Here is a 24398-nt window from a genome sequence, read left to right as displayed (position 1 = left end):
TTAATTCGCGCACACCGTGACCTGCAATGCGCCAGGGTCCCCAAGCTCAGGCCAGGGACGATCTAAAAAGAGTTGTTGAATGTTAGATAACCCGGAAACCAGATACGGTTCGCAGCGGTTGACTTTCAGGTGGTCGGCAACAATCCAGTGCGCATGGCTTGCGTCTAGCATCGCGCGTTTAACCTCGGCATCCGCTTCTTTACCGGCGCTCAAACCGAGTTCAGCATGAATGGCGCACGCCCCGAGGATGGCAATATCTGCCCGATAGCGGGACAGCAAGGACAAGGTGGCGCTTCCGGCAAACAGGCGCTGCTTATGGTCCCATTTACCGCCGAGCAGGATCAGCTCAACGTCTTCCCGGTCGCTAAAGTGCTGGGCGATATCCAGCGACGTGGTAATGACGGTGAGCGGCCCGCGAAGAAAGGAGGCGACAGCCATCACCGTGCTGCCCGCATCCAGAAACAGGGTAGAACCCGCAGGAACCTGCTGTGCGACCTGTTTTCCCAGGCGTTGTTTGGTTTCCGGCAGCAGCGTATTGCGGCCCTGGCGATTCATGGCGGAAAGATTCAGCGCGATGGCCCCACCGTGGTTCTTCTGCGCCAGCCCCTGGTTTTCCAGGTCGGTCAGATCCCGACGGATGGTATCGGCTGAAACCTGCAGCTTTTCTGCCAGCTCGGTGATGCTGGCCTGGCCTTGCTCGCTCAGGATATCCAGAACGTGGCGTTGTCGTGCGGTTTTGTGCATCGGTCTGCGTTCCTGCAAAATGTCGCAATAGTTTGCATAATACAGCATTTTAACGCAGAGAGAAGGGCAACGTGGTTTTGATGTCGTGGAGTGAGGTAATGATTCAGATGCGTGATTATTAAAATTTTATTAAGCAGGTATAAGTAAGCCGTTTTGAATGTTAACCACAATGTTATTGTTATGTTTTATTTAACGATTTGGGTTATGTAACCACTGCATTCCTATTGTCTGGCTTTTTATTCTGTTTAATGTTGCTAGTGTGGTTTTTGATTGCTTTAATTAGTTTATTAATGGCATTAAATTCTAATTTGTCTGGTTTAGCTACTTAAATTGACACTTCTTTGAAAATCTTTGTGTCTGACCCGCCCGGAAATTAACGCAAAAATGTGCAGGTGACGAATTAAGAATTTTCCTTAAATAACAGTCGGTTTATATGTTTCATCTGAAAGGTCATTTTAAGAGTTTTGTCCAGAAACCCCATCTTTTTTCTTAATTGTAACACCACATTAACATTGGGGGTGTAGTGGCTTATAACGCATTTTGTTATGCTGCTAACCACTTTAGGAAATAAGTAAATTCTTAATTTAAATAAGACGCAGGCAGATCTCATCTCCAGAGGAAATGGGTATGGGGAGTTTTACCTAAAATTCGGCAAGGATGCGAAATAAGATATTTGTCTAATTATCTATACCTCTTTTTGGGTAATTGCTTCAGTGTCACTCAGAGTCAGGGAGATAAAAATGACGATATTGCGAAAGCCTATGTTACGTCGATTTACAGCAGCACTGGCATTCATTTCATTAGCCATAAATACGGCGTACGCCAATAGTAGTCAGGTGGGTATTGCCCCGGTTGCCACGACAACCTTAAAAGAAAGTATTCTTTTTGCTATCGATCGCGATCCGTCGATTAGTCAGCAGGCCGCGCAACTCGGTATTGGTCAGGCGCAAATAGATGAAGCGCGCAGCGGCTGGATGCCGCAAATATCGCTGAACGGCAGCACGGGCCATAGCCAGACCACCGATTCCAGCGGGTCGCTGAAGAATTCAGCCGCGTGGGGGCTGAGCCTGACGCAGCTGATATATGACTTTGGCAAGACCAATAACAGCATCAGCCAGTCTTCCGCCCAGCGCGATAGCTATCGCTACCAGCTGATGAGCACACTCTCTGACGTGGCGGAAAAAACGGCGCTGAGCTATGTCGAGGTCAAACGCTATGCCGATCTGCTGCAGGCGGCAAAGGAGAACGTTCAGGCGCTAAAAAATGTTGAGCAACTGGCAAAGCTGCGCGCCGACGCGGGCGTGAGCTCGACCTCCGATGAGCTCCAGACCCGCACGCGTATTGCCGGCATGCAGGCGACGGTCGCGCAGTATCACGCCGCCTTAAACAGCGCCCGCGCAAGGCTCGCGGTATTAACCGGAATGCAGGCCGATAACTTTTCGCCTGTACCCGCAAATCTCGCGGTTGAGCCTGATTCTCTCAACCGCATTGATTATTCGCTGATACCGGCGGTTATGGCCGCGCAAAACATGGAGCGCTCTGCCCAGTATGGCGTGGAAACGGCGAAGTCCCAGCACTGGCCGACCCTAAGCCTGAAGGGCGGACGTACCCGTTACGAGTCGGACAACCGTTCGTACTGGGACGACCAGATCCAGCTCAACATTGACGCACCGCTTTATCAGGGCGGCGCGGTCTCTGCACGCGTGCGGCAGGCTGAAGGAGCACGGGCGATGGCTTCCTCTCAGGTCGATCAGGCGCGTTTCGATGTCCTGCAAAAAGCCTCCGTCGCGCAGGCGGACTGGACCGGTGCACGGGGAAGAATGGAGGCCGGGAAACAGCAGCTGGAAAATGCCCTGCGCGCCCGTGATGTCTATAAAAATGAGTACACCCTGAGCAAGCGGAGCATTAACGATCTGCTCAGCGTTGAGCAGGATGTCTGGCAGGCCACCTCGGCGAAAATAATCGCTGAGTATGATGGCTGGAGTTCGGCAATTAATTATGCTTCCGCGGTTGATAATTTAATGCCGCTTATTGGAATAGAGAAAAACGCTGCCGCAAAACTACCCGATTTGAGTTAAAAAAAGACGCGTATTGTCGCGCAAAATAAGTCTGAAAATAATGGGTGTTTTTTCCCAGGGATAGCTACATCCGTCTGGTGGACATATCCACAGGAATCCGTACACCTGCAAGGAGAGAAATATGAGTAACATAAAGGTTGTTGATGTCATCATTCGCAAAACGGCGGAGAAAACGAAATTAACCGGCGAAGGGAATTTGTCGGTCTCTATTTCATCCCCGAGCGTGATTGAAATCCAGGGTTCTGCTCAGGATGTGGCGCGTTATGTCCGCCAGGGAAAAGACCTCCTCATTTATATGAAAGATGGCAGCGTGATTCGCTGCAATAACTATTTTGTTGAAGATCCTGAAACGCATACTCAGTCAGAGCTGGTATTCAACGATCGTCAGGAACTGACGCATATTTCTTTTGCCGATGCCGGGGAAGCATCAGGCGTGGCGGTGACCGAGTTAACCGCGCAGGCCACACCGATTAGCAGCATTCAACCTTTCCTGGAGCAGGAAAGCGTCTTAAGCGATGCGCCGTGGGGCTGGATTGCGGGAGCTGCATTAGGCGGCGGTGCCATCGGGGCGCTGCTGGCAAACGGCGGCGACGGCGATACTAAAACAAAAGTTATTGATAATACGAAAGAGGTGGAAAGCGCCACGCCAACCTTCCTGCTGTCGGATAAAGCGGGCGACAAGCAGGGCGTGCTGACAGCAAACGCGATCACGGATGACAACACGCCAACCTTTAGCGGTACCGGTCAGCCGGGCGCGACGATCCAGATTAAAGACAGCAGCGGCAGCACCATCGCCAGCGCCATGGTGAGTAAAGAGGGCACCTGGACGGTAAAATTACCGACCCAGACGGACGGGGAACACACCTGGTCGGTGGTGCAGATCGACGGCAGTAAGACTACCGATGCGGGCAATATCACCGTAACGGTCTCGACCGCCGAGGCCGCCATTACGCTGGCCACCACGGCGGGCGATAACGTGCTTAACGCCAGCGAGCAATCCGCAGGCTTTACGCTCTCCGGCGCCAGCAAGAATCTGGCGCAGGGCACCGAACTTACCGTGACGCTGAACGGTAAAACCTACGGGGCCGTGGTGGGCGCTGACGGGACGTGGAGCGTTAACGTACCCGCGGCCGACGCGCAGGCGCTGGGCGATGGCACCTGGACGGTCAACGTCAGCGGCAAAGACGCGGCGGGTAACACCGTGAGCGGCAGCCAGACAATCGGCGTGGATACCGTCGCGCCAACCCTCTCTGTCGATACCCTCGCGCAGGACAACATCATTAATGCCGCCGAGCACAGCCAGCCGCTGACGCTGACCGGCAAAACGAATGCGGAAGCTGGTCAGATCGTCACGGTCACGCTGAACGGTAAAAACTACAACGCCACGGTGGGCAGCGACGGCACCTGGTCCGTCACGCTTGCCGCGAACGACGTGCAGGCGCTCAGCGAGGGCAATCACACCCTGACGGTGAACGTCAGCGACAAAGCGGGTAACGGCTCGTCTGTCACCGCCGATTTTGCGGTGGATACCACCGCGCCGGTCGTCACCATCGATACCGTGGCGGGCGACGATATTCTCAATATCAGCGAGCAGGGTCAGGCGCAGATTATCTCCGGGCAGGCAAACGGCGCCGCCGCGGGGGATGTGGTCACCGTGACCGTTGGCGGCCAGTCCTTCACCGGCGTGGTGCTGGCGGACGGCAGCTGGAGCGTAGGCGTTCCGGCGTCCGTGCTGGGCGCGCTGGGGGAAGGTAACCATACGATTTCAGTTTCCGTGACCGACGCGGCAGGCAACACCGGCAGCGCCACACATGGCATTACGCTGAGCGGCAACCCGCCAGAATTTACGATTGATGCCATTAGCCAGGACAACGTGTTGAATGCTCAGGAGGCAATGCAACCGCTGAGCCTGACCGGCACCAGCAACCTGCCTGACGGCAGCGCCATCACCGTGACGCTGAACAACGTCAGCTATCAGGCCACCGTTGAAAACGGCATCTGGGCGGTCCAGGTGCCGGTTTCCGACGTCCTGAATCTGGCGAACACCCTTTACACCGTCAGCGTCAGCGGTACTGACAGCGTGGGTAACAGCGGCTCTGCCGCGGCGACGCTGCTGGTGGATACCGTGCTGCCGCAGGTGATCATCAACACCTTTGCGGGGGACAACCTGGTCAATAACGCCGAAGCGGGTGTGGATCAAACGCTCAGCGGTCGCGTCACCGGCGCGGCGTCGGGCGATACCGTTTCTGTCACCGTGGGCGGCAAGAGCTACACCGCCACGGTGGGCAGCGATCTGACCTGGAGCGTAAAAATCCCGTCAGCGGATCTTCAGGCGTTCGGCGACGGCGATTTAACCTTCACCGCGTCGGTGACCAATTCGCACGGCAATACCGGCACCGGCGAGCGCGATATCAACATCAACGCGCAGCTGCCGGGTCTGCGCGTGAACACCATTTCCGGCGATGACGTGGTCAACGCCATTGAGCAGCAGCAGGATCTGACCGTCACCGGCTCCAGCACCCATCTGGCTGCCGGCACGCAGATTACCGTCACCATCAATAACGTTGAGTACGTTACCGCGGTGAACGCCAGCGGCCACTGGCAGATCGGCGTCCCGGCCGCGGACCTGCAGGCCTGGACCGCGGGAGAGGTGAAGGTAAGCGTCAGCGCTGAAGATGCCTGGGGCAATACCGTTGCGGCTGAACACCCGATTGAACTCGATCTGAACGCCGTGGCGGTCACCATTGATACCGTCTCCGGCGACGACCTGCTGAATGCTGCAGAAAAAGGCGCCGATTTAACCCTTTCCGGCCAGACGCAGGGCGTGGAGGCGGGGCAGACCGTGGTGGTGAAATTCGCCGACCAGACCTTTACCGCACAGGTGCAGCAGGACGGCTCCTGGAGCCTGACCGTGCCTGCCAGCGCCATGGAAACCCTGATCGACGGACGCGTGCAGGTGAGCGTCAGCGTCACGAACGTCAACGGCAACAGTGCCGACGCGTCGCGCGTGGTCACGGTGGATACGCTGCCGCCAGCGATTACGCTCGATAATCTGACCGCCGACAACATCATCAACGCGGCTGAGGCGCAGCAGGATTTAGCCTTGAGCGGCACCAGCAGTGCGGAAGCAGGCCAGACGGTCATCGTGACGCTGAACGGTAAAACGTATCAGACCACGGTCCAGACGGACGGTTCCTGGCAGCTGATCGTACCGGCGGCTGATGTCGGCGCCCTCAACGATGGCATCGTGACCGTGACGGCCACCGTGAGCGACGTGGCGGGCAACAGCAGCAGCGCCGACCGCGTGGGTCTGGTGGACGCGACCGTGCCGCAGGTGACCATTAACGACTTTGTCACCGACACTAACACTGTTAACCAGCTCGCCCATTCACAGGCGCAGATCCTGAGCGGCTCCGTCACCGGTGCTGCAGCGGGCGACCTTGTGACCATTACCATTAACAGCGTCGATTACACCACCGTGGTGGATGCGGCGGGCAACTGGAGCCTTGGCCTGCCGGCGTCTGTCGTTCAGGGGCTGACGGACGGCACCTGGACCATTGACGTCTCCGTGACCGACAGGTCCGGTAATACTGGTAGCACTTCGCTGGATGTGGTGGTGAATACCGTGACGCCTGTTATCAGTATCAACACGCTGGCGGCAGACGACGTGATCAACGCGGCAGAGAAAGGCGAAGCTCTGCAGATTTCCGGCACCAGCAACCAGCCGGAAGGCACGACCATTACGGTGACCCTGAACGGCATTCACTATACGGCCACCGCTGACGCCAGCGGCAACTGGAGCCTGACCGTTCCGGCAGCAAACGTCTCGGCGCTGGGCGAAGCGAATTACACCGTGACGGCGAGCGTCACCGATAGCGTGGGCAACAGCGCCTCAGCCACACACGATGTGCTGGTGGACAGCTCGCTGCCGGTGGTGACGATCAACACGCTGGCGGGCGACAATATCGTTAACGCGGCGGAAGTGGCGGCAGGGCAAACCCTGTCCGGTAAGGTGACGAACGCGGTGGCAGGTGACACTGTCACGATTATCCTCGGCGGTCTGACATACACGGCTACCGTGCAGGACGATCTCACCTGGAGCCTGCCGTTAACGGAGAGTCAGTTCACCGCCCTCGGCAACGGCGATCTCACCGTATCGGCCAGCGTGACCAACGGCCACGGCAATACCGGCTCTTCTTCTCTCGACTTCACCATCGACGCTGAGCTTCCGGGGCTGCGTATTGATACGGTCGCAGGCGACGACGTGATTAACGTGATTGAACACGCGCAGAACCTGATTGTGTCCGGCACCAGCACCGATCTGGCGGCGGGCAGCGCCGTGACCGTGACCATCAACGGCAAAGCGTATTCCGCAACGGTGCTGGCGGACGGTACCTGGCAGGCGGCGGTACCGGCGGCGGACGTGTCCCAGTGGGCGGATGGCTCGCTGGATATCAAGGCAAGCGCGCAGGATGCCTCCGGCAACCCGGTAACCATCGGGACCGTCGTGGACGTCGATCTCGCGCCGGTCGCCATCACCATCAGCAGCGTGACCGACGACAACGTGCTTAACGCGGCGGAAAAAGGCCAGGATCTGGTGCTGTCCGGTACGACATCCAACGTTGAAGCGGGCCAGACCGTCACCATCACCTTCGCAGGGAAAACGTATACCACGACGGTGGATGGCAATGGCGACTGGACCTGGACCGTTCCGGCTGCCGATCTGAGCGGCCTGAAAGAGGGCGACGCCAGCGTGCAGGTCAGCGTCACCAACGTGAACGGCAACGCGGCTTCTTCGGCGCAGGCATTCAGCGTTGATACCGTCGCGCCGACGGTGACCATTAACACCATCAGCGGCGATAACATGCTGAATGCGGCTGAGGCGGCGCAGGATCTGACCCTGAGCGGGACGTCTACGGCCGAAGCAGGCCAGACGGTCACCGTGACCTTCAACGGCAATCAGTACAGCGCGCAGGTGCAGGCGGACGGCAGCTGGACGCTCGACGTGCCTGCGGTGGATCTGGCAGGCATTACCGATGGCAGCGCGGCGGTCACGGCGACCGTGTCCGATAAAGCAGGTAACCCGGCCAGCGCGGGATCCTCGGTGCTGGTGGACACCACCGTGCCGCAGATCACCTTCAACATCGTTGCCGGCGACGACATCGTGAATATTGCCGAGCACGGTCAGGCGCTGATCGTCTCCGGTAAGGTGACGGGCGCGCAGGCGGGCGACGTGATTACCGTGACCCTGAACGGTAAAGACTACACCGCCATGCTGGACGCGTCCGGCAACTGGAGCGTGGGCGTTCCGGCGGCGGACGTGGGCGCGCTGGCCAATGGTGACCAGACGATCTCCGCGACCCTCACCGACAAAGCCGGTAACAGCGCCAGCGCGACGCACGAATTTGACGTCTCCCTGACCGCGCCGGTCATTGCCATCAATACCCTGGCGGTTGACGACGTGATCAACGCGACCGAGAAAGGCCAGGATCTGCAGGTATCCGGCACCAGTAACCAGCCGGACGGAACGACCATTACGGTGACCCTGAACGGAATCAGCTATACGGCCACCACCGACGCCAGCGGGAACTGGAGCGTGACCGTTCCGGCGGCAAACGTCTCGGCGCTGGGCGAAGCGAGCTACACCGTGACGGCGAGCGTGACTGACGCCGCGGGCAACAGCGCGAGCACCGGCCACAGCGTGCTGGTCGACAGCGCGCTGCCGCAGGTCACCATCAACCCGGTCGCCACGGACGATGTCATTAACGCCGCGGAAGTGGCTGCCGGACAGACCCTGAGCGGGAAAGTGAGCGGTGCGGCGAGCGGTGACACTGTCACCATTTCAATTGGCGGCAATACCTATACCGCGACGGTTCAGGACGATCTGAGCTGGTCGGTCAACGTGCCGTCCTCGGTCTTAACCGCCATCGGTAACGGCGATCTGACAGTGTCAGCCAGCGTCACCAACGGCCACGGCAACACCGGAACCGGCGAGCGTGACATCAGCATCGACGCAAACCTGCCGGGCCTGCGCGTCGATACCGTGGCAGGCGACGATGTGATCAATAGCATCGAGCACGCTCAAAACCTGATTATCACCGGCTCCAGCGACGGTCTGGCAACGGGCGCGGCGCTGACGGTCACCGTCAACGGCAAAACCTACGCGGCCACCGTACTGGCGGACGGCACCTGGACGGCGGCCATTCCGGCGGCAGACGTCAGCGCGCTCGGCGCGGGCACGGTTACCGTGACCGTGGAGGGCCAAAGCGCGGCGGGGAATCCGGTGACCATCAGCCATGACGTGAAGGTGGATCTGGCGGCAGTCGCCATTAGCATTAACCCGATTGCCTCTGACGACGTGATTAACGCGGCGGAGAAAGGCGCGGACCTGGTGCTGTCCGGCTCCACCACCAACGTGGAAGAAAACCAGACCGTTACCATCACCTTCGGCGGCAAGTCGTACACCGCGACGGTCGATGCCGACGGCAACTGGACGGCTACCGTACCGTCTGCCGACGTGGGCAGCCTGAAGGACGGCGATGCCAGCGTGCAGGTGAGCGTGACCAACGTGAACGGCAACAGCGCCTCGGCGGGCCGTGAGTACAGCGTGGACGCGACCGCGCCGACGGTGTCTATTGAAATCATCAGCGACAACAACATCATCAATGCGGCTGAAGCGCAGCAGGATCTGGTGATTAACGGCGTCACCAACGCCGAAGCGGGCCAGACCGTCACCGTGACCCTGAACGGTGTGGACTATACCACCACCGTGCAGGCTAACGGCAGCTGGAGCGTGACCGTGCCGTCCGCGGATCTGAGCGGTATTACCGACGGGAACTACACCGTCAGCGCCGAAGTATCGGACAAAGCGGGCAACCCGGCCTCCGCGGATCGCGACGTGCTGGTGGATACCACCGTTCCACAGTTGACCATTCACACCGTGTCCGACGACGACGTGATCAACAGCGCCGAGCATGCGCAGGCCCTGATTGTCACTGGTTCCGTGACGGGCGCGGCGGCGGGCGACGTGGTCACGGTCACCCTCAACGGCAAATCGTACACCGCCACCCTGGACGCCTCCGGCAACTGGAGCGTGGGCGTGCCTGCGGCGGACGTCACCGCGCTGGCCGCCGGGGATTACACTATTACCGCGGCGCTGACCGATAAAGCGGGCAACAGCAACAGCGCCACGCACGGCGTGGCGGTGAACCTGACCGCGCCGGGGCTGACCATTGACACCGTTTCCGGTGACGATGTGATCAACAGCACCGAGAAAACCCAGGATCTGACCCTCTCCGGTACGGCTTCCGGCCTGGCGACAGGCGCGGTAGTGACCGTGATGCTGAACGGCAAAGCGTACAGTGCGCAGGTGGACGATAACGGAAAATGGACCACCACCGTTCCGGCGAGCGAGGTCGGTCAGTTGGGCGAGGCGCTTTACACCGTCACCGCCTCGGCGACGGACAGCGTCGGTAACAGCACCAGCGCGTCGCACACGGTAAACGTGGAGTCCGTTCTGCCGGGCGTGATCGTCAACACCATTGCGGGCGACGACGTCATTAACGCGGCGGAGCTGGCAGCCGGCCAGACCATCAGCGGTAAGGTGGTGAATGCCGAAGCGGGCAACACCGTGACCGTGATCATTGGCGGCAACAGCTACACCGCAACGGTGCAGGGCGATCTCACCTGGTCCGTTAATGTGCCGTCGGACGTGCTGACTGCGCTGGGTAACGGCGATTTAACGGTGTCGGCCAGCGTGACCAACGGCGTCGGCAACAGCGGATCCGCTGAGCGCGATATCACTATCGACGCTAACCTGCCGGGCCTGCGCGTGGATACCGTGGCGGGCGACGACGTGATCAACAGTATCGAACACGGGCAGAACCTGATTATCACCGGCACCAGCGACGGGCTGGAGGCGGGCGCGGCGCTGACCGTGACCGTCAACGGCAAAACCTATCCGGCGACCGTGCTGGCGGACGGCACCTGGCGCGCGGCGATCCCGGCTGCGGACGTGGGTGCGCTGAATGCAGGCACGGTCACCGTGACCGTGGCAGGCCAGAGCAGCGCCGGTAATCCGGTCTCCATCAGCCATGATGTGACGGTGGACCTGGCGACCGTTGCCATCAGCATCGATGCGATTGCCGCAGACGACGTGATTAACGCTGCCGAGAAGGGCGCGGATCTGGTGCTCTCCGGGGCGACCTCGAACGTTGAGGAAAACCAGACCGTTACCATCACCTTCGGCGGCAAGAGCTACACCGCGACCGTAGGCGCTGACGGCAAATGGACGACCACGGTGCCAGCCGCCGACCTGGCGGGTCTGAAAGACGGCGACGCCAGCGTGCAGGTGAGCGTCACCAACGTGAACGGCAACAGCGCCTCGGCGGGCCGCGAGTACAGCGTGGATGCGACCGCACCGTCCGTGACCATTAACACCCTGGCGACGGACGACATTCTGAATGCCACCGAAGCGAAGAGCGATCTGATCGTGTCCGGTACCAGTACCGCCGAAGCGGGCCAGACGGTCACCGTATCGCTGAACGGCAAAGACTACACCACAAGCGTCAGCGCGGATGGCAGCTGGACGCTGAACGTTCCGGCGGCCGATCTGGCAGGATTAACCGACGGCAGCGTCACCGTGACCGCAAGCGTCAGCGACAAGGCGGGTAACCCGGCATCGGTTGATCACAACCTGACAGTAGATTTCACCGTGCCTGCGGTGACCATCAATACCGTGGCGGGCGACGATGTCATTAACATCGCAGAACACGGCCAGGCGCAAATCATCAGCGGCACCGCCACCGGCGCGGCAGCGGGCGATAAGGTGACCGTCACCATCGGCGGCCAGACGTACACCACCGTGCTGGACGCGGCGGGGAACTGGAGCGTGGGCGTACCGGCCAGCGTCATTTCCGGCCTCAGCGACGGCACCGTGACCGTCACGGCGTCGGTCACCGACGCGGCGGGCAACACCGGCACCGGCAGCCATAACGTGACCGTCGATACCGGTCTGCCATCGGTCAACTTCAACGCCATCAGCGACGATAACGTGCTGAACGCGGTGGAGAAGGGTCAGGATCTGAGTGTCAGCGGCACCAGCGCCAACCTGGCGGAAGGCACCGTGGTGACCGTGACCCTGAACGGCAAAAACTACACGGCGACAACCGCGGCAGACGGCACCTGGAGCCTGACGGTTCCGGCGGCGGATCTGGCCGGTCTGGGTCAGGCCAACTACACCCTGAATGCGACCGCCACCAACGGGGTGGGCAACAGCGTGAGCAACACCGCGAACCTGCTGGTAGACACCGCGCTGCCAACGGTCACCATCAACACCGTGGCGGGTGATAACGTCATTAATGCGGCGGAAGTGGCCGCAGGCCAGACCCTGAGCGGTACCGTGGCGAATGCCGAAGCGGGCAACACCGTGACCGTGACCATTGGCGGCAACAGCTACACCGCAACGGTGCAGAACGATCTGACCTGGTCCATCAACGTGCCGTCTGACGTGCTGACCGCGCTGGGCAACGGCAGCCTGAGCGTGACGGCGACCGTCACCAACGGCCACGGCAACACCGGCACCGGCGAGCGCGAGATCGCGATCGACGCTAACCTGCCGGGCCTGCGCGTCGATACCGTCGCGGGCGACAACGTGGTCAACAGCATTGAGCATGCGCAGAACCTCATTGTTACCGGCTCCAGCGACGGGCTGGCACCGGGCACGGCGCTGACCGTCACCATCAACGGCAAAGACTATGCGGCCACGGTGCTGGCGGATGGCAGCTGGAGCGCGGCGATCCCGGCTGCTGACGTGAGCGCGTGGCCGGAAGGCACCGTCAAAATCAGCGTCACTGGCGACAGCGCTGCGGGCAATCCGATTACCATCAGCCACGATGTGACGGTAGATCTGGCGACCGTTGCCATCAGCATCAATGCGATTGCCACCGACGACGTGATTAACGCGGCGGAGAAGGGCGCGGATCTGGTGCTGTCCGGTGCGGTCATCAACGTGGAAGCCGGGCAGACCGTGACCATCAGCCTGAACGGCAAAATCTATAGTGCGACAGTGGACGACAGCGGCAACTGGACCTGTACCGTACCGTCTGCGGATCTGGCTGGCCTGAAGGACGGCGACGCCAGCGTGCAGGTGAGCGTCACCAACGTGAACGGCAACAGCGCCTCGGCGGGCCGCGAGTACAGCGTGGATGCGACCGCGCCGAGCGTGACCATCAACACCCTGGCGACGGACGACATTCTTAATGCCGCCGAAGCGAAGAGCGATCTGACCGTGTCCGGCAGCAGCTCTGCCGAAGCGGGCCAGACGGTGACCGTGTCGCTGAACGGCAAAGACTACACCACCACCGTCAGAGCGGACGGCAGCTGGACGCTGAACGTTCCGGCGGCCGATGTTGCGGCCCTGACGGACGGCAGTGTGACCGTGACCGCAAGCGTCAGCGACAAGGCGGGTAACCCGGCGTCCGTTGATCACAACCTGACGGTGGACGTCACCGTTCCGGCGGTGACCATCAATACCGTGGCGGGCGACGATGTCATTAACCTCGCAGAACACAGCCAGGCGCACATCATCAGCGGCACCGCCACCGGCGCAGCCGCGGGTGATAAGGTCACCGTCACCATCGGCGGCCAGACGTACACCACCGTGCTGGACGCGGCGGGGAACTGGAGCGTGGGCGTACCGGCGAGCGTGATTTCCGGCCTCAGCGACGGCACTGTGACCGTGACTGCGTCCGTCACCGACGCGGCGGGCAACACCGGCACCGGTACGCATAGCGTGACCGTCGATACCGGTCTGCCATCGGTCAGCTTCAACGCCATCAGCGACGATAACGTGCTGAACGCGGTGGAGAAAGGTCAGGATCTGAGCGTGAGCGGCACCAGTGCCAACCTGGCGGAAGGCACCGTGGTGACCGTGACCCTGAACGGCAAAAACTACACGGCGACGACCGCGGCAGACGGAAGCTGGAGCCTGACGGTCCCGGCGGCGGATCTGGCGAGCCTGGGCGAAGCCAACTACACCCTGAGCGCGGCCGCCACCAACGGCGTGGGCAACAGCGTGAGTAACACCGCGAATCTGCAGGTGGATACCGCGCTGCCGGGCGTCACCATCAACACCGTGGCGGGCGATAACGTCATTAACGCGGCGGAAGTGGCCGCGGGCCAGACCCTCAGCGGCAAGGTAACGAACGCGGAAGCGGGCAATACCGTCACCGTGACCATTGGCGGTAACACCTACACCGCGACGGTGCAGAGCGATCTGACCTGGTCCGTGAACGTGCCGGAGTCCGTCCTGACGGCGCTGGGCAATGGCGATTTGACCGTGTCAGCAACCGTCACCAACGGCCATGGCAACACCGGGACCGGCGAGCGCGACATCGCGATCGACGCTAACCTGCCGGGCCTGCGCGTTGATACCGTGGCGGGCGACGATGTGATCAACAGCATCGAACATACTCAAAACCTGATCGTCTCCGGCACCAGCGACGGGCTGGCGGCAGGCACAACGCTCACCATGACCGTCAATGGCAAAACTTATGCGGCCTCCGTGCTGGCAGACGGTTCCTGGAGCGCGGCGATCCCGGCGGCAGACGTCGCGGCCTTCGCAGCAGGTACGGTCACCGTGACCGTTGCAGGCCAGAGCGCGGCGGGCAACCCGGTGACCATCAGCCATGACGTGACCGTCGATCTGGCGGCGGTGGCTATCAGTATCGATGCGATTGCCACCGACGACGTGATTAACGCGGCGGAGAAAGGTGCGGATCTGGTGCTCTCCGGCAGCACCTCGAACGTGGAGGAAAACCAGACCGTTACGGTTACCTTCGGCGGCAAGACGTACACCGCGAAGGTGGATGCTGACGGTAACTGGACGGCCACCGTGCCGTCCGCGGATCTCGCGGGCCTGAAAGACGGTGACGCCAGCGTGCAGGTGAGCGTCACCAACGCGCACGGCAACAGCGCCACGGCGGGCCGGGAGTACAGCGTGGACGCGACTGCGCCAACCGTGACCATTGATACGGTCGCAGGCGATAACGTGATTAACGGCAGCGAAGCGGCTGCGGGCGTTGCTATCTCCGGCACCACCACGGCGGAAGCCGGGCAGACGGTCACCGTGACGCTGGGCGGTAAGAGCTATACCGCGCAGGTGCAGCAGGGCGGCGTCTGGAGCGTGAACGTTCCGGGCAGCGATCTGGCCGCACTGGCGGATAGCGGCTACACCGTGCAGGTGAGCGTGAGCGACGCGGCGGGGAACCCGGGCAGCGCGGGTAAGACGATTACGCTTGATACCACGCCGCCGACCGTCAGCTTTAACGTGGTGGCGGGCGATGACGTGATTAACAGCGTGGAGCACGGCCAGGCGCAGATCGTCAGCGGGTCGGCAACCGGCGCGAACGTCGGGGATAAAGTGGTTATCACCCTCGGTTCGCACCAGTACACCACTACCGTTGACGCCAGCGGCAACTGGAGCGTGGGCGTTCCGGCCAGCGTGATTTCCGCCCTGACCGACGGCACCGTGACCCTCAGCGCGACCATTACCGACAGCGCGGGTAACAGCAGCACCCAGACCCATGACGTGGTGGTCAACACCGCCTCCGTGGCGCTGACGGTAAACACCGTTAGCGGTGACGACGTCATCAACGCGGCTGAAGCCGGTTCGTCACTGGTGATTAACGGCTCCAGCGCGCAGTTCGCCAGCGGGACTCAGGTCACCGTGACTCTGAACGGCAAGACCTATACCGCCACGATTCAGAACGACGGCACCTGGACGACCACCGTACCGGCCGCCGACGTGGGCGCCCTGGCCGATGGCGCACGCTATCAGGTGTCCGTGTCGGCACAGGACAGCGCGGGCAACAGCGCGTCGGCAACGCACGGCATCAGCGTGGATACCACTGCGCCGGTGGTGAGCATTGGGACGCTGTCGGTTGACGACATGCTGAACGCCGCGGAAGCGCAGCAGCCGCTGACCGTGCACGGATCTTCCAGTGCGGAGGCGGGTCAGACCGTTACCGTGACGCTGGGCGGCAAAACCTACACTGCGCTTGTCGGCAGCGACGGCACCTGGACGCTCGACGTGCCGGCAGCCGACCTGGCCGCCCTGAGCCAGGGCGCGCTGACGGTCACTGCCTCGGTCAACGATAAAGCCGGTAACAGCGGCCAGACCACGCACACCTTAATAGTGGATACCGTTGCGCCAACCGTGACCATCAGCACTGTGGCCGATGACGATATCGTCAACAACGCGGAGCAGCTGGCGGGCCAGACCATCCGCGGCACCACCACAGCGGAACAGGGCCAGACGGTGACCGTCTCCTTCAACGGGCACAGCTATCAGGCGACCGTCGGGGCAGACGGATCGTGGTCGGTCTTCGTGCCGGGCCGTGATTTCCTCGGCCTGAGCGACGGGGAGTACACCATCACCGCGTCGGTGAGCGACAAGGCGGGCAACCCGGGCAGCGCAACGCACGACGTGACGCTGAACGGCGATGTTCCAACCATCACCATTAACACCTTTGCGCAGGACGACATCGTCAACGCCGCCGAGCACGGCACGCCGCTGGTCATCAGCGGCACCACCGATGCGCCGGCAGGCCAGACGGTGACCATCACGCTGAACGGTAAAACCTATGCGGCTACCGTCCAGAATGACGGTACCTGGAGCTACACGGTGGGAAGCGCTGACGTGACCGCGCTGGCAGACGGCGGCTCGTACGTGATTAACGCGCAGGTCAGCAATACCATCGGCAACAGCGCCAGCGATAACCATACCGTCACGGTCGATCTGACCGCGCCGTCGATGGGGATCGCTATTGATTCGCTGCAAAACGACACCGGCCTGAGCGCAACGGATTTCATCACCAACGACAGCCAGGTCGTCGTCAACGGCTCGCTGACCGCGCAGCTCGGCAATAACGAGAAGGCGCAGATCAGCCTCGACGGCGGCGTCACCTGGATTGACCTGACCGTGACCGGCACCACCTGGCGCTACGCCGATGGCCGCACCCTGACGGACGGGACGTATCAGTACCAGGTCCGCGTGATTGATAACGCGGGCAACGTGGGGGCCACGGACAGCCAGGACGTGGTGATTGACCTGACGAAGCCTGCGGCAACCACCATTACCGTGGATTCCATTACGCAGGATACCGGCCTGTCCGGCAGCGACTTTATCACCAGCGACAACCAGATCAGCCTGAAAGGGACGCTGGGCGCGGCGCTGGGCAGCGGCGACCACGCGCAGATCAGCCTTGACGGCGGCGTCACCTGGACCGACGTCAGCGTCAGCGGCCTGAGCTGGACGTATGTCGATGGCCGTACGCTGGCCGACGGGGATTACAACTACCAGCTGCGCGTGATTGACGATGCGGGCAACATCAGCGCCAACGCCTCTCAGGTGGTGACCATTGATACCGTTGCGCCGGACGCCAGCAAAACGATCGCCATCGACAGCATCAGCGACGATACCGGCCTGAGCAGCAGCGACTTTATCACTCGCGACACGTCCCTGACGTTGCACGGCTCGCTCGGCGCGACGCTGGCCGACGGCGAATACGCCCAGATCAGCATCGACGGTGGCGTCACCTGGCAGAACGTGATCGTCACCGGCAACACCTGGTACTACGTCGATAGCCGCACGCTGGGTAACCAGACCTATGACTACTACGTCCGCGTGGTGGATGCCGCCGGTAACGTGGGGGCCAGCGCCCATCAGCAGGTGACTGTCGATACGGTCGCCCCGGATGCGGCGATTACGGTGACCGTGGATAACATTACCGTGGATACCGGCTTCGACAATAACGACTTCCTGACCAGTTCGACCTCGTACACGCTGCACGGAACGCTCGGCGCAGAACTCGGCGCGGGTGAATTCGTGCAGGTGAGCATGGACGGCGGCACGACCTGGGTATACGCCACCGTAAGCGGGACGCAGTGGAGCTACAGCGACACGCGTACCCTGACCGACGGCAGCCATAACTACCAGGTGCGGGTCGTTGACCAGGCGGGTAACGTCGGGGCCACCACCTCGCAGGCGGTGACAGTGGATACGCAGGCGCCGCAGTACGGCGTCACCATCGACAGCATCAGCGAAGATACCGGCCAGTCCGGCAGTGATTTCATCACCATGGACACCACGCTGACCATCAACGGTTCGCTGGGCAGCGCGCTGGCCAGCGACGAGCGCGTACAGATCAGCCTCGACGGCGGGAATACCTGGCTTGATACCACGGTCACCAACCAGCGCTGGAGCTACACCGATACTCGCGATCTGCCTGACGGGGACTACACCTACCAGGTGCGGATTATCGACCAGGCGGGCAACGTGGGTTCCACCGCGTCTCAGGTCGTCACGGTAGACACCACGCCGCCGACCACGGTTGGCACGGTTGTGAGCTACACCGACGGCGAAGGCGAGCGTCAGGGCACCTTTGGCAGCGCGGTGGCAACGGACGATAACTCGCCGCTGATCAACGGGACGCTTAACCGCGCCCCGGATGACGGCGAGATCGTGCAGCTTTACCGTGACGGGGTCCTGCTCGGCCAGGTGACCATGAACGGCAGCGCAAGCTGGTCCTTCCAGGACAACGGCCTGAGCGACGGGAATCACACCTACATCGTGCGCGTCACCGACAGGGCCGGAAACTACACGGAATCCGACGGCTTCGTGCTGAACGTTGATACCAGCATCCCGACCACCACGGCGGCGATTACCGCGCAGACCATGTCTGATACCACGCCGATCGTCACCGGTACCGTCTCCGCTGACCTGGTGAACGGTGAATATCTGGTGGTGACGGTGAACGGCAAAACCTACACCTCGCAGACCGGCGGTGCGGTGGTGGTCGACCCGGATCACAACACCTGGTATCTGCAGATCCCGGACGGCGATGCGCTGGGCGTGGCGAGCTACAGCGTGACCGCGCAGGTGAAGAGCAGCGCGGGTAACGGCAATACCACGGGTACGGCGACCGGTAGCCTGGTGATTGATACCACCTCGGTGAACACCGACTGGGCAACCACGGCGGGGAACAGCAACAACTCCACCATGACCCTCGGCATGAACAGCAGCGGTCTGTGGAATATCATCGCTAACGGCCAGTCTTACTCCAGCAGCGATAGCTCGACCTATGCCGGCAATACGCTGACTAACACCCGCAACTACTACGTGGTGAGCCAGACCGCCGCCGACTTTGACCGTAACGGCACTCAGGATGTTTTCGCCACGGAGACCACCTACTCAGGATCCACGCAGGTGATGTGGACCTACGATGGCAGCACCTATAACGCCAGTCAGCTGGCAATGGGGACCACCATCTGGTACGGCGGCGTGATTGCGTACGATAAAACCGGGGATGGGTATCTGGATCTGGCGTACGGTGACTCCGGCGCGGACTCCATTACCTATCTGATCAACAACAACGGGGTACTCTCGCCTGACGGCACCTACGGCGGCGCGGGGTTCTGGGGACAGTTCACCACCATGCGTGAAATCTCCGGCGTCGATATTAACAATGACGGCACCGTGGATGTGGTTCAGCACACCAACCGCAGCGGCGCGTACTCGTTAACCGTGATCAACAACAACGGCAACGGGACGTTATCCATCGGTCAGAACCTGACGAACGTGTTTGTGGCCAACGCCTCGAATACCACCACGGCGGCGTCCATGACGTGGGCGGACTTCAACGGCGATGGCTACATGGATCTGTACCTGGGCAGCAGCTACAACAACAACGGCGGGGTGATCTACTACAACGACGGCACCGGGAAACTCTCGGCCACCAAGAGCGCGGTCGAGGCCTCTAACGCAGCGGCGGGCTATCTGTCGGTGGCGGTGGACTGGAACGGTGACGGGCAGATGGACATCATCAAGCTCAGCACCTACGGCGGCTCGCAGACGGCGACGCTGTTCACCAACAACGGCTACGGCTCCACCTGGACCTCAAGCCAGCTGGCGTCCGGCATTGCTTACGCCACCGGCGTGGCGGCAGTGGACTACAACTGGGACGGCGCGCAGGATCTGCTGGTCTCTCAGCAGAACGGCAAGGTGGTGCTGGTGCAAAACAGCAAAACCATTGCTGATGGCACCGCGATGCATCTGCACATTGTCGACAGCGAGGGCATCAACGCCTACTACGGCAATACGGTCAACCTGTACAACGCCGCGGGCGTGCTGGTGGCCTCGCAGATCATTAACGCCCAGTCCGGTATCGGGTCGAACGACACCTCCGCGCTGGTGAGCTTCTACGGGCTGGATCCGAATGAAACCTATTCGGCCGAGATCCTGAAGATCACCAACGGCGTGTCGGATAACGTCACCTGGAGCGGTCTGGAAGCGGGCAACGGCAAAGAGGGCTACGTCCTGACGGCCGAAGCGGCCACCGGCGGCCACAGCGGAACCATTACCGGAACCGGGTATAACGACACCTTTATCGCAGAGCAGGGTACCTATACCTACAACGGTTCCGGCGGCTGGACTACCCATTCCGACCATGACACCTGGAGCAACACCGGTGGGATGGACGTGGTGGATTACCGCAATGCGACCTCTGGCGTGACCGTTGACCTGCGCCTCTCAACCGCGCAGGACACCGGCTTCGGCACCACGCGTCTGCTGAACATTGAAGGGATTAACGGCTCGGATTACGACGACGTCATCACCGGCAACAGCGGTGATAACCGGTTCGAAGGCCGCGGCGGAAACGACACCTTCAACATCGGCAGCGGCGGTCACGATACGCTGCTCTACAAGCTGATCAACGCTTCGGATGCAACGGGCGGTAACGGTCACGATGTGGTGAACGGCTTTACGGTCGGCACCTGGGAAGGGACGGCGGACACGGATCGTATTGACCTGCGCGATCTGCTCTCCGGCAGCGGCTATACCGGCACGGGCTCGGCGAGCTATGTGAACGGCGTGGCCACGCTGGACAGCAGCGCGGGCAATATCAGCGATTACATCCGTGTGGTGCAGAACGGCAGCAATACCGAGATCCAGGTTGACCTGGACGGTACCGGCGGTCAGTTCTCGCCAACCACCCTGGTGACGCTGAACGGCGTGCAGACGGATCTGGCGACGCTGCTGGCGAACCATCAACTGTTAATTGCGTAAAACAACGCCGCGGGGAGCGATCCCCGCGGCCTTTTGGCGTTTCTTTACACGAATTGCGTTAACCCGGAGATTATGAAGACACATCCACAGTACGAACCCTGGCTGCAGGGCATGCTCATCATCGCGAAGCACTACCGGCTGGACTTTTCGGTGGAGCACGTTCGGGTCACGATTAACCATGAAAGCCAGTCGCCTCGCCAGCTGGTGCTGGAGGAGATGGCGCGCCAGCTTGGGCTGGGGATGCGTGTGGTGGCGGCGGAAGCGGTCTCCCTCGATCCGTGGCGTCTGCCGCTGCTGGCGGAATTCACCGGCGGGCAGATTGCGGTGATCAACCGCATGGACAACGAAGGCAACGTCAGCCTGCAGTTCAGCGGCGACGGCGGCCTGGAGACGACGCTGACGCGCGAGGCGCTCGGGTCGCGATTAAAGGGCCTGATGGTGCTGCGCCCGCTCGAGTCCACGCCGGATGCCCGCGTGGATGACTACATCAAACCGTATGAGAAAAACTGGTTCTGGCAGCTGGCGCTGAAGGACTGGCGACGCTACAGCGACATTATGCTGGTGGCGCTGGTCGCCAACGTGCTGGCGCTTTCCGGCATGGTCTTCTCCATGCAGGTCTACGACAGGGTGGTACCGTCGCAGTCAGAAGCCACGCTGTGGGTGCTGTTTGGCGGCGTGATGATTGCCATCGTGTTCGAATTCATCATGCGCATGCTGCGCGTACACATTTCTGACGTGGTGGGGAAGCGCGCCGATCTGCGCATCTCTGAACGCGTTTTTGCCCACGCGCTGCGGATTAAAAACGGCGCACGCTCGAAATCAACCGGATCGTTTATCGCGCAGATCCGCGAGCTGGAGTCGGTGCGCGAGCTGATCACCTCGACGACCATTGCGGCCCTCTCCGATCTGCCGTTCTTCCTGCTGTTCGTCTTCATTCTGTGGATGATTGGTGGTCCGCTGGTGCTGGTGGTCCTGCTCGCCGTGCCGCTGCTGCTTATTCCGGGCCTGCTGGTGCAGCGCCCGCTGGGGAAACTCTCCAGCGAAGGGATGCGTGAATCCGCCATTCGTAACGCCACGCTGGTGGAAGCGGTGCAGGGCATTGAAGACATCAAGCTGATGCGCGCCGAGCAGCGTTTCCAGAATCAGTGGAATAACACCAACGACGTTGCCGCCAGCGTCGGCATGAAGCAGCGTTGGCTGACGGGCCTGCTGCTTACCTGGACCCAGGAGGTGCAGTCCATTGTTTACGCAGTGGTGCTGCTGGTGGGCTGCTATCTGGTCATCAGCGGCGACATGACCACCGGTGCGCTGGTGGGTACCTCGATTCTGGCGTCGCGGACCATTGCGCCGCTGTCACAGATCTCAGGCGTGCTCTCGCGCTGGCAGTCGGCAAAAGTGGCCCGTAAGGGGCTGGACGACCTGATGCAGCGGCCGATTGACGATCCGCAGCACGGCAAGAAGGTGCACAAAGCCCACCTGCGCGGCGACTATGCCCTTGAGGACGTCGGGTTTTACTACGACGAGGAAGAGAAACTCACCGTGCTCAACATCAGCAAGCTGCAGATCCGCGCCGGAGAACGCGTGGCGGTGCTCGGGCGCAATGGCTCCGGCAAAAGCACGCTGTTACAGCTTCTGGCGGGCATGCAGGAGCCACAGCAGGGCACCATTCTGCTGGACGATATTGCCCTCAATCACCTTGATCCGGCCGACGTGCGTCGCGACATGCAACTGCTGAGCCAGCAGGCCCGTCTGTTCTTTGGCTCCGTGCGGGACAACATCCTGATGGGGAACCCGCTGGCGACCGACGATGAGATTCACCAGGCGCTGGTCAACAGTGGCGCGCTGGAGTTTGTGCGCAAACAGAAAATGGGGCTGAACACTATCATCAACGAGGGCGGAACGGGACTCTCGGGCGGACAGCGTCAGGCGCTGCTGCTGGCGCGCGCCCTGATCACCTCGCCGACTATTCTGCTGCTGGACGAGCCTACCGCCTGGCTGGACGAAATGAGCGAGAAGCAGTTTATTCAGCATCTTCACACATGGCTGGGTAAGCGCCGCACGCTGGTGGTGGCGACGCATCGCCTGCCGATTCTGGACCTGGTTGACCGCATCATCGTGCTGGAAAACGGCAAGGTGGTGATGGACGGCCCGCGCGACGCCATCCTGCACCAGCATGGTATGGCGCCGCAAAAGACAGCGCAGCGCACCGTGACCATGAAACCGGCGGCGGCTGCTGAGGAGGGCGCGGCATGAATGATTTCTCCCGTTTTAATAGCCGACTGAAGGAGCCGCGCCTTCCGCGCTCTACCCTGGTGGCATGGTCCCTGTTCGCCCTGCTGGTGGTGTTTATCGCCTGGGCGAGCCTGTTCCATCTTGATGAGGTGACGACAGGCAGCGGCAAGGTGATACCGTCTTCGCATGAGCAGGTCATCCAGTCCCTGGAAGGCGGCATTATCCACAGCCTGATGGTGCGCGAAGGCGACATTGTTGAACGCGGTCAGCAGCTCGCGCAGCTTGATCGGACAAAAACCGAGTCGAGCGTGCTGGAGAGTGAGTCGCGTCTGAATGCGGCGCTGGCCACGGCGGCACGCCTGAAGGCCGAAGTTAACGACACGGAGCTGACGTTTCCCGAGGAGCTGGATGACGACGTTGAGCTGGTTAAGCAGGAAGCGGCGCTCTATCAGTCCCGTCGCGAGAGCCTTGAAAAAGGGCTGGCTGGTTTACGTCAGGGTGCCGAGCTGGTGCAGCGTGAGCTGTCGTTGACCCGTCCGCTGGTGACCCAGGGGGCGGCCAGCAAGGTGGAGGTGCTGCGTCTTGAGCGTCAAAAAAATGAGCTTGAGAATAAAATCACCGAGATGAAAAACCAGTATTACGTCCGCGCCCGCGAAGAGCTGGCGAAAGCCAATGCGGAGATCGAAGCCCAGCGTTCGGTGATGAAGGGGCGGGAAGACTCTCTGACCCGACTGACCTTCAATGCGCCGGTTCGCGGGATCGTGAAGGATATTGACGTCACGACCGTGGGCGGCGTCATCCCGCCGAACGGCAAGCTGATGAGTCTGGTTCCGCTTGACGATCAGATGGTGGTAGAAGCGAAAATTTCACCGCGCGATGTGGCGTTTATCCATCCCGGCCAGAAGGCGCTGGTGAAAGTGACGGCCTATGACTACTCCATTTACGGTGGGCTGGAAGGGGAAGTGACCATGATTTCGCCGGACACCCTGCAGGATGAGGTGAAAAGAGATGTTTATTACTATCGCGTCTATATTCGTACCGACAGTAACCATCTGACCAATAAGCAAGGACAGGAATTTCCGGTCTTTCCGGGCATGATTGCCACCGTTGATATTAAAACCGGCAGCAAAACCATTCTGGATTATCTGTTGAAACCGCTGAACAAGGCAAAAGAGGCGCTGCGGGAAAGATAAGTGAAAGGCGTTCGGGATACCGAA

The 24398-nt window shown here is 61.1% G+C and carries 5 protein-coding genes; 4 read left to right on the top strand and 1 reads right to left on the bottom strand.

The window, feature by feature from the left end:
• The gene (locus tag BFG58_RS03655; RefSeq protein WP_023618764.1) at positions 1-744 is read right to left on the bottom strand and encodes a DeoR/GlpR family DNA-binding transcription regulator; all 744 of its coding nucleotides are present in this window, start codon (positions 742-744) and stop codon (positions 1-3) included.
• 740 nt (positions 745-1484) lie between these two features.
• Here BFG58_RS03655 and BFG58_RS03650 point away from each other — a divergent pair.
• The 4 genes from BFG58_RS03650 (at position 1485) to BFG58_RS03635 (ending at position 24374) form a co-directional block, all read left to right on the top strand.
• The gene (locus BFG58_RS03650) at positions 1485-2822 is read left to right on the top strand and encodes a TolC family outer membrane protein (protein ID WP_045910489.1); all 1338 of its coding nucleotides are present in this window, start codon (positions 1485-1487) and stop codon (positions 2820-2822) included.
• Between the two features lie 121 nt (positions 2823-2943).
• The gene (locus BFG58_RS03645; RefSeq protein WP_069719264.1) at positions 2944-20949 is read left to right on the top strand and encodes an Ig-like domain-containing protein; all 18006 of its coding nucleotides are present in this window, start codon (positions 2944-2946) and stop codon (positions 20947-20949) included.
• Between the two features lie 72 nt (positions 20950-21021).
• Positions 21022-23202, top strand: coding sequence for a type I secretion system permease/ATPase (locus tag BFG58_RS03640; protein ID WP_069719263.1), 2181 nt, complete (start codon positions 21022-21024; stop codon positions 23200-23202).
• Positions 23199-24374: an HlyD family type I secretion periplasmic adaptor subunit gene (locus BFG58_RS03635; protein WP_069719262.1), complete on the top strand. Its 1176-nt coding sequence runs from the start codon at positions 23199-23201 to the stop codon at positions 24372-24374. Before BFG58_RS03640 ends, BFG58_RS03635 begins: the two co-directional genes overlap by 4 nt.
• Positions 24375-24398: the final 24 nt, after the last annotated feature.

This window comes from Enterobacter sp. ku-bf2 (assembly GCF_001742765.1).
Lineage (GTDB): Bacteria > Pseudomonadota > Gammaproteobacteria > Enterobacterales > Enterobacteriaceae > Enterobacter > Enterobacter quasiroggenkampii.
The sequence above is the reverse complement of the archived record's forward strand: the minus strand, read 5'-3'. Positions and strand labels throughout refer to the sequence as shown.

Coding starts and splice junctions, on each gene's coding strand:
- BFG58_RS03635 (WP_069719262.1), top strand. CDS start 23,199: ATGAATGATTTCTCCCGTTTTAATAGCCGACTGAAGGAGCCGCGCCTT.
- BFG58_RS03645 (WP_069719264.1), top strand. CDS start 2,944: ATGAGTAACATAAAGGTTGTTGATGTCATCATTCGCAAAACGGCGGAG.
- BFG58_RS03650 (WP_045910489.1), top strand. CDS start 1,485: ATGACGATATTGCGAAAGCCTATGTTACGTCGATTTACAGCAGCACTG.
- BFG58_RS03655 (WP_023618764.1), bottom strand. CDS start 744: ATGCACAAAACCGCACGACAACGCCACGTTCTGGATATCCTGAGCGAG.
- BFG58_RS03640 (WP_069719263.1), top strand. CDS start 21,022: ATGAAGACACATCCACAGTACGAACCCTGGCTGCAGGGCATGCTCATC.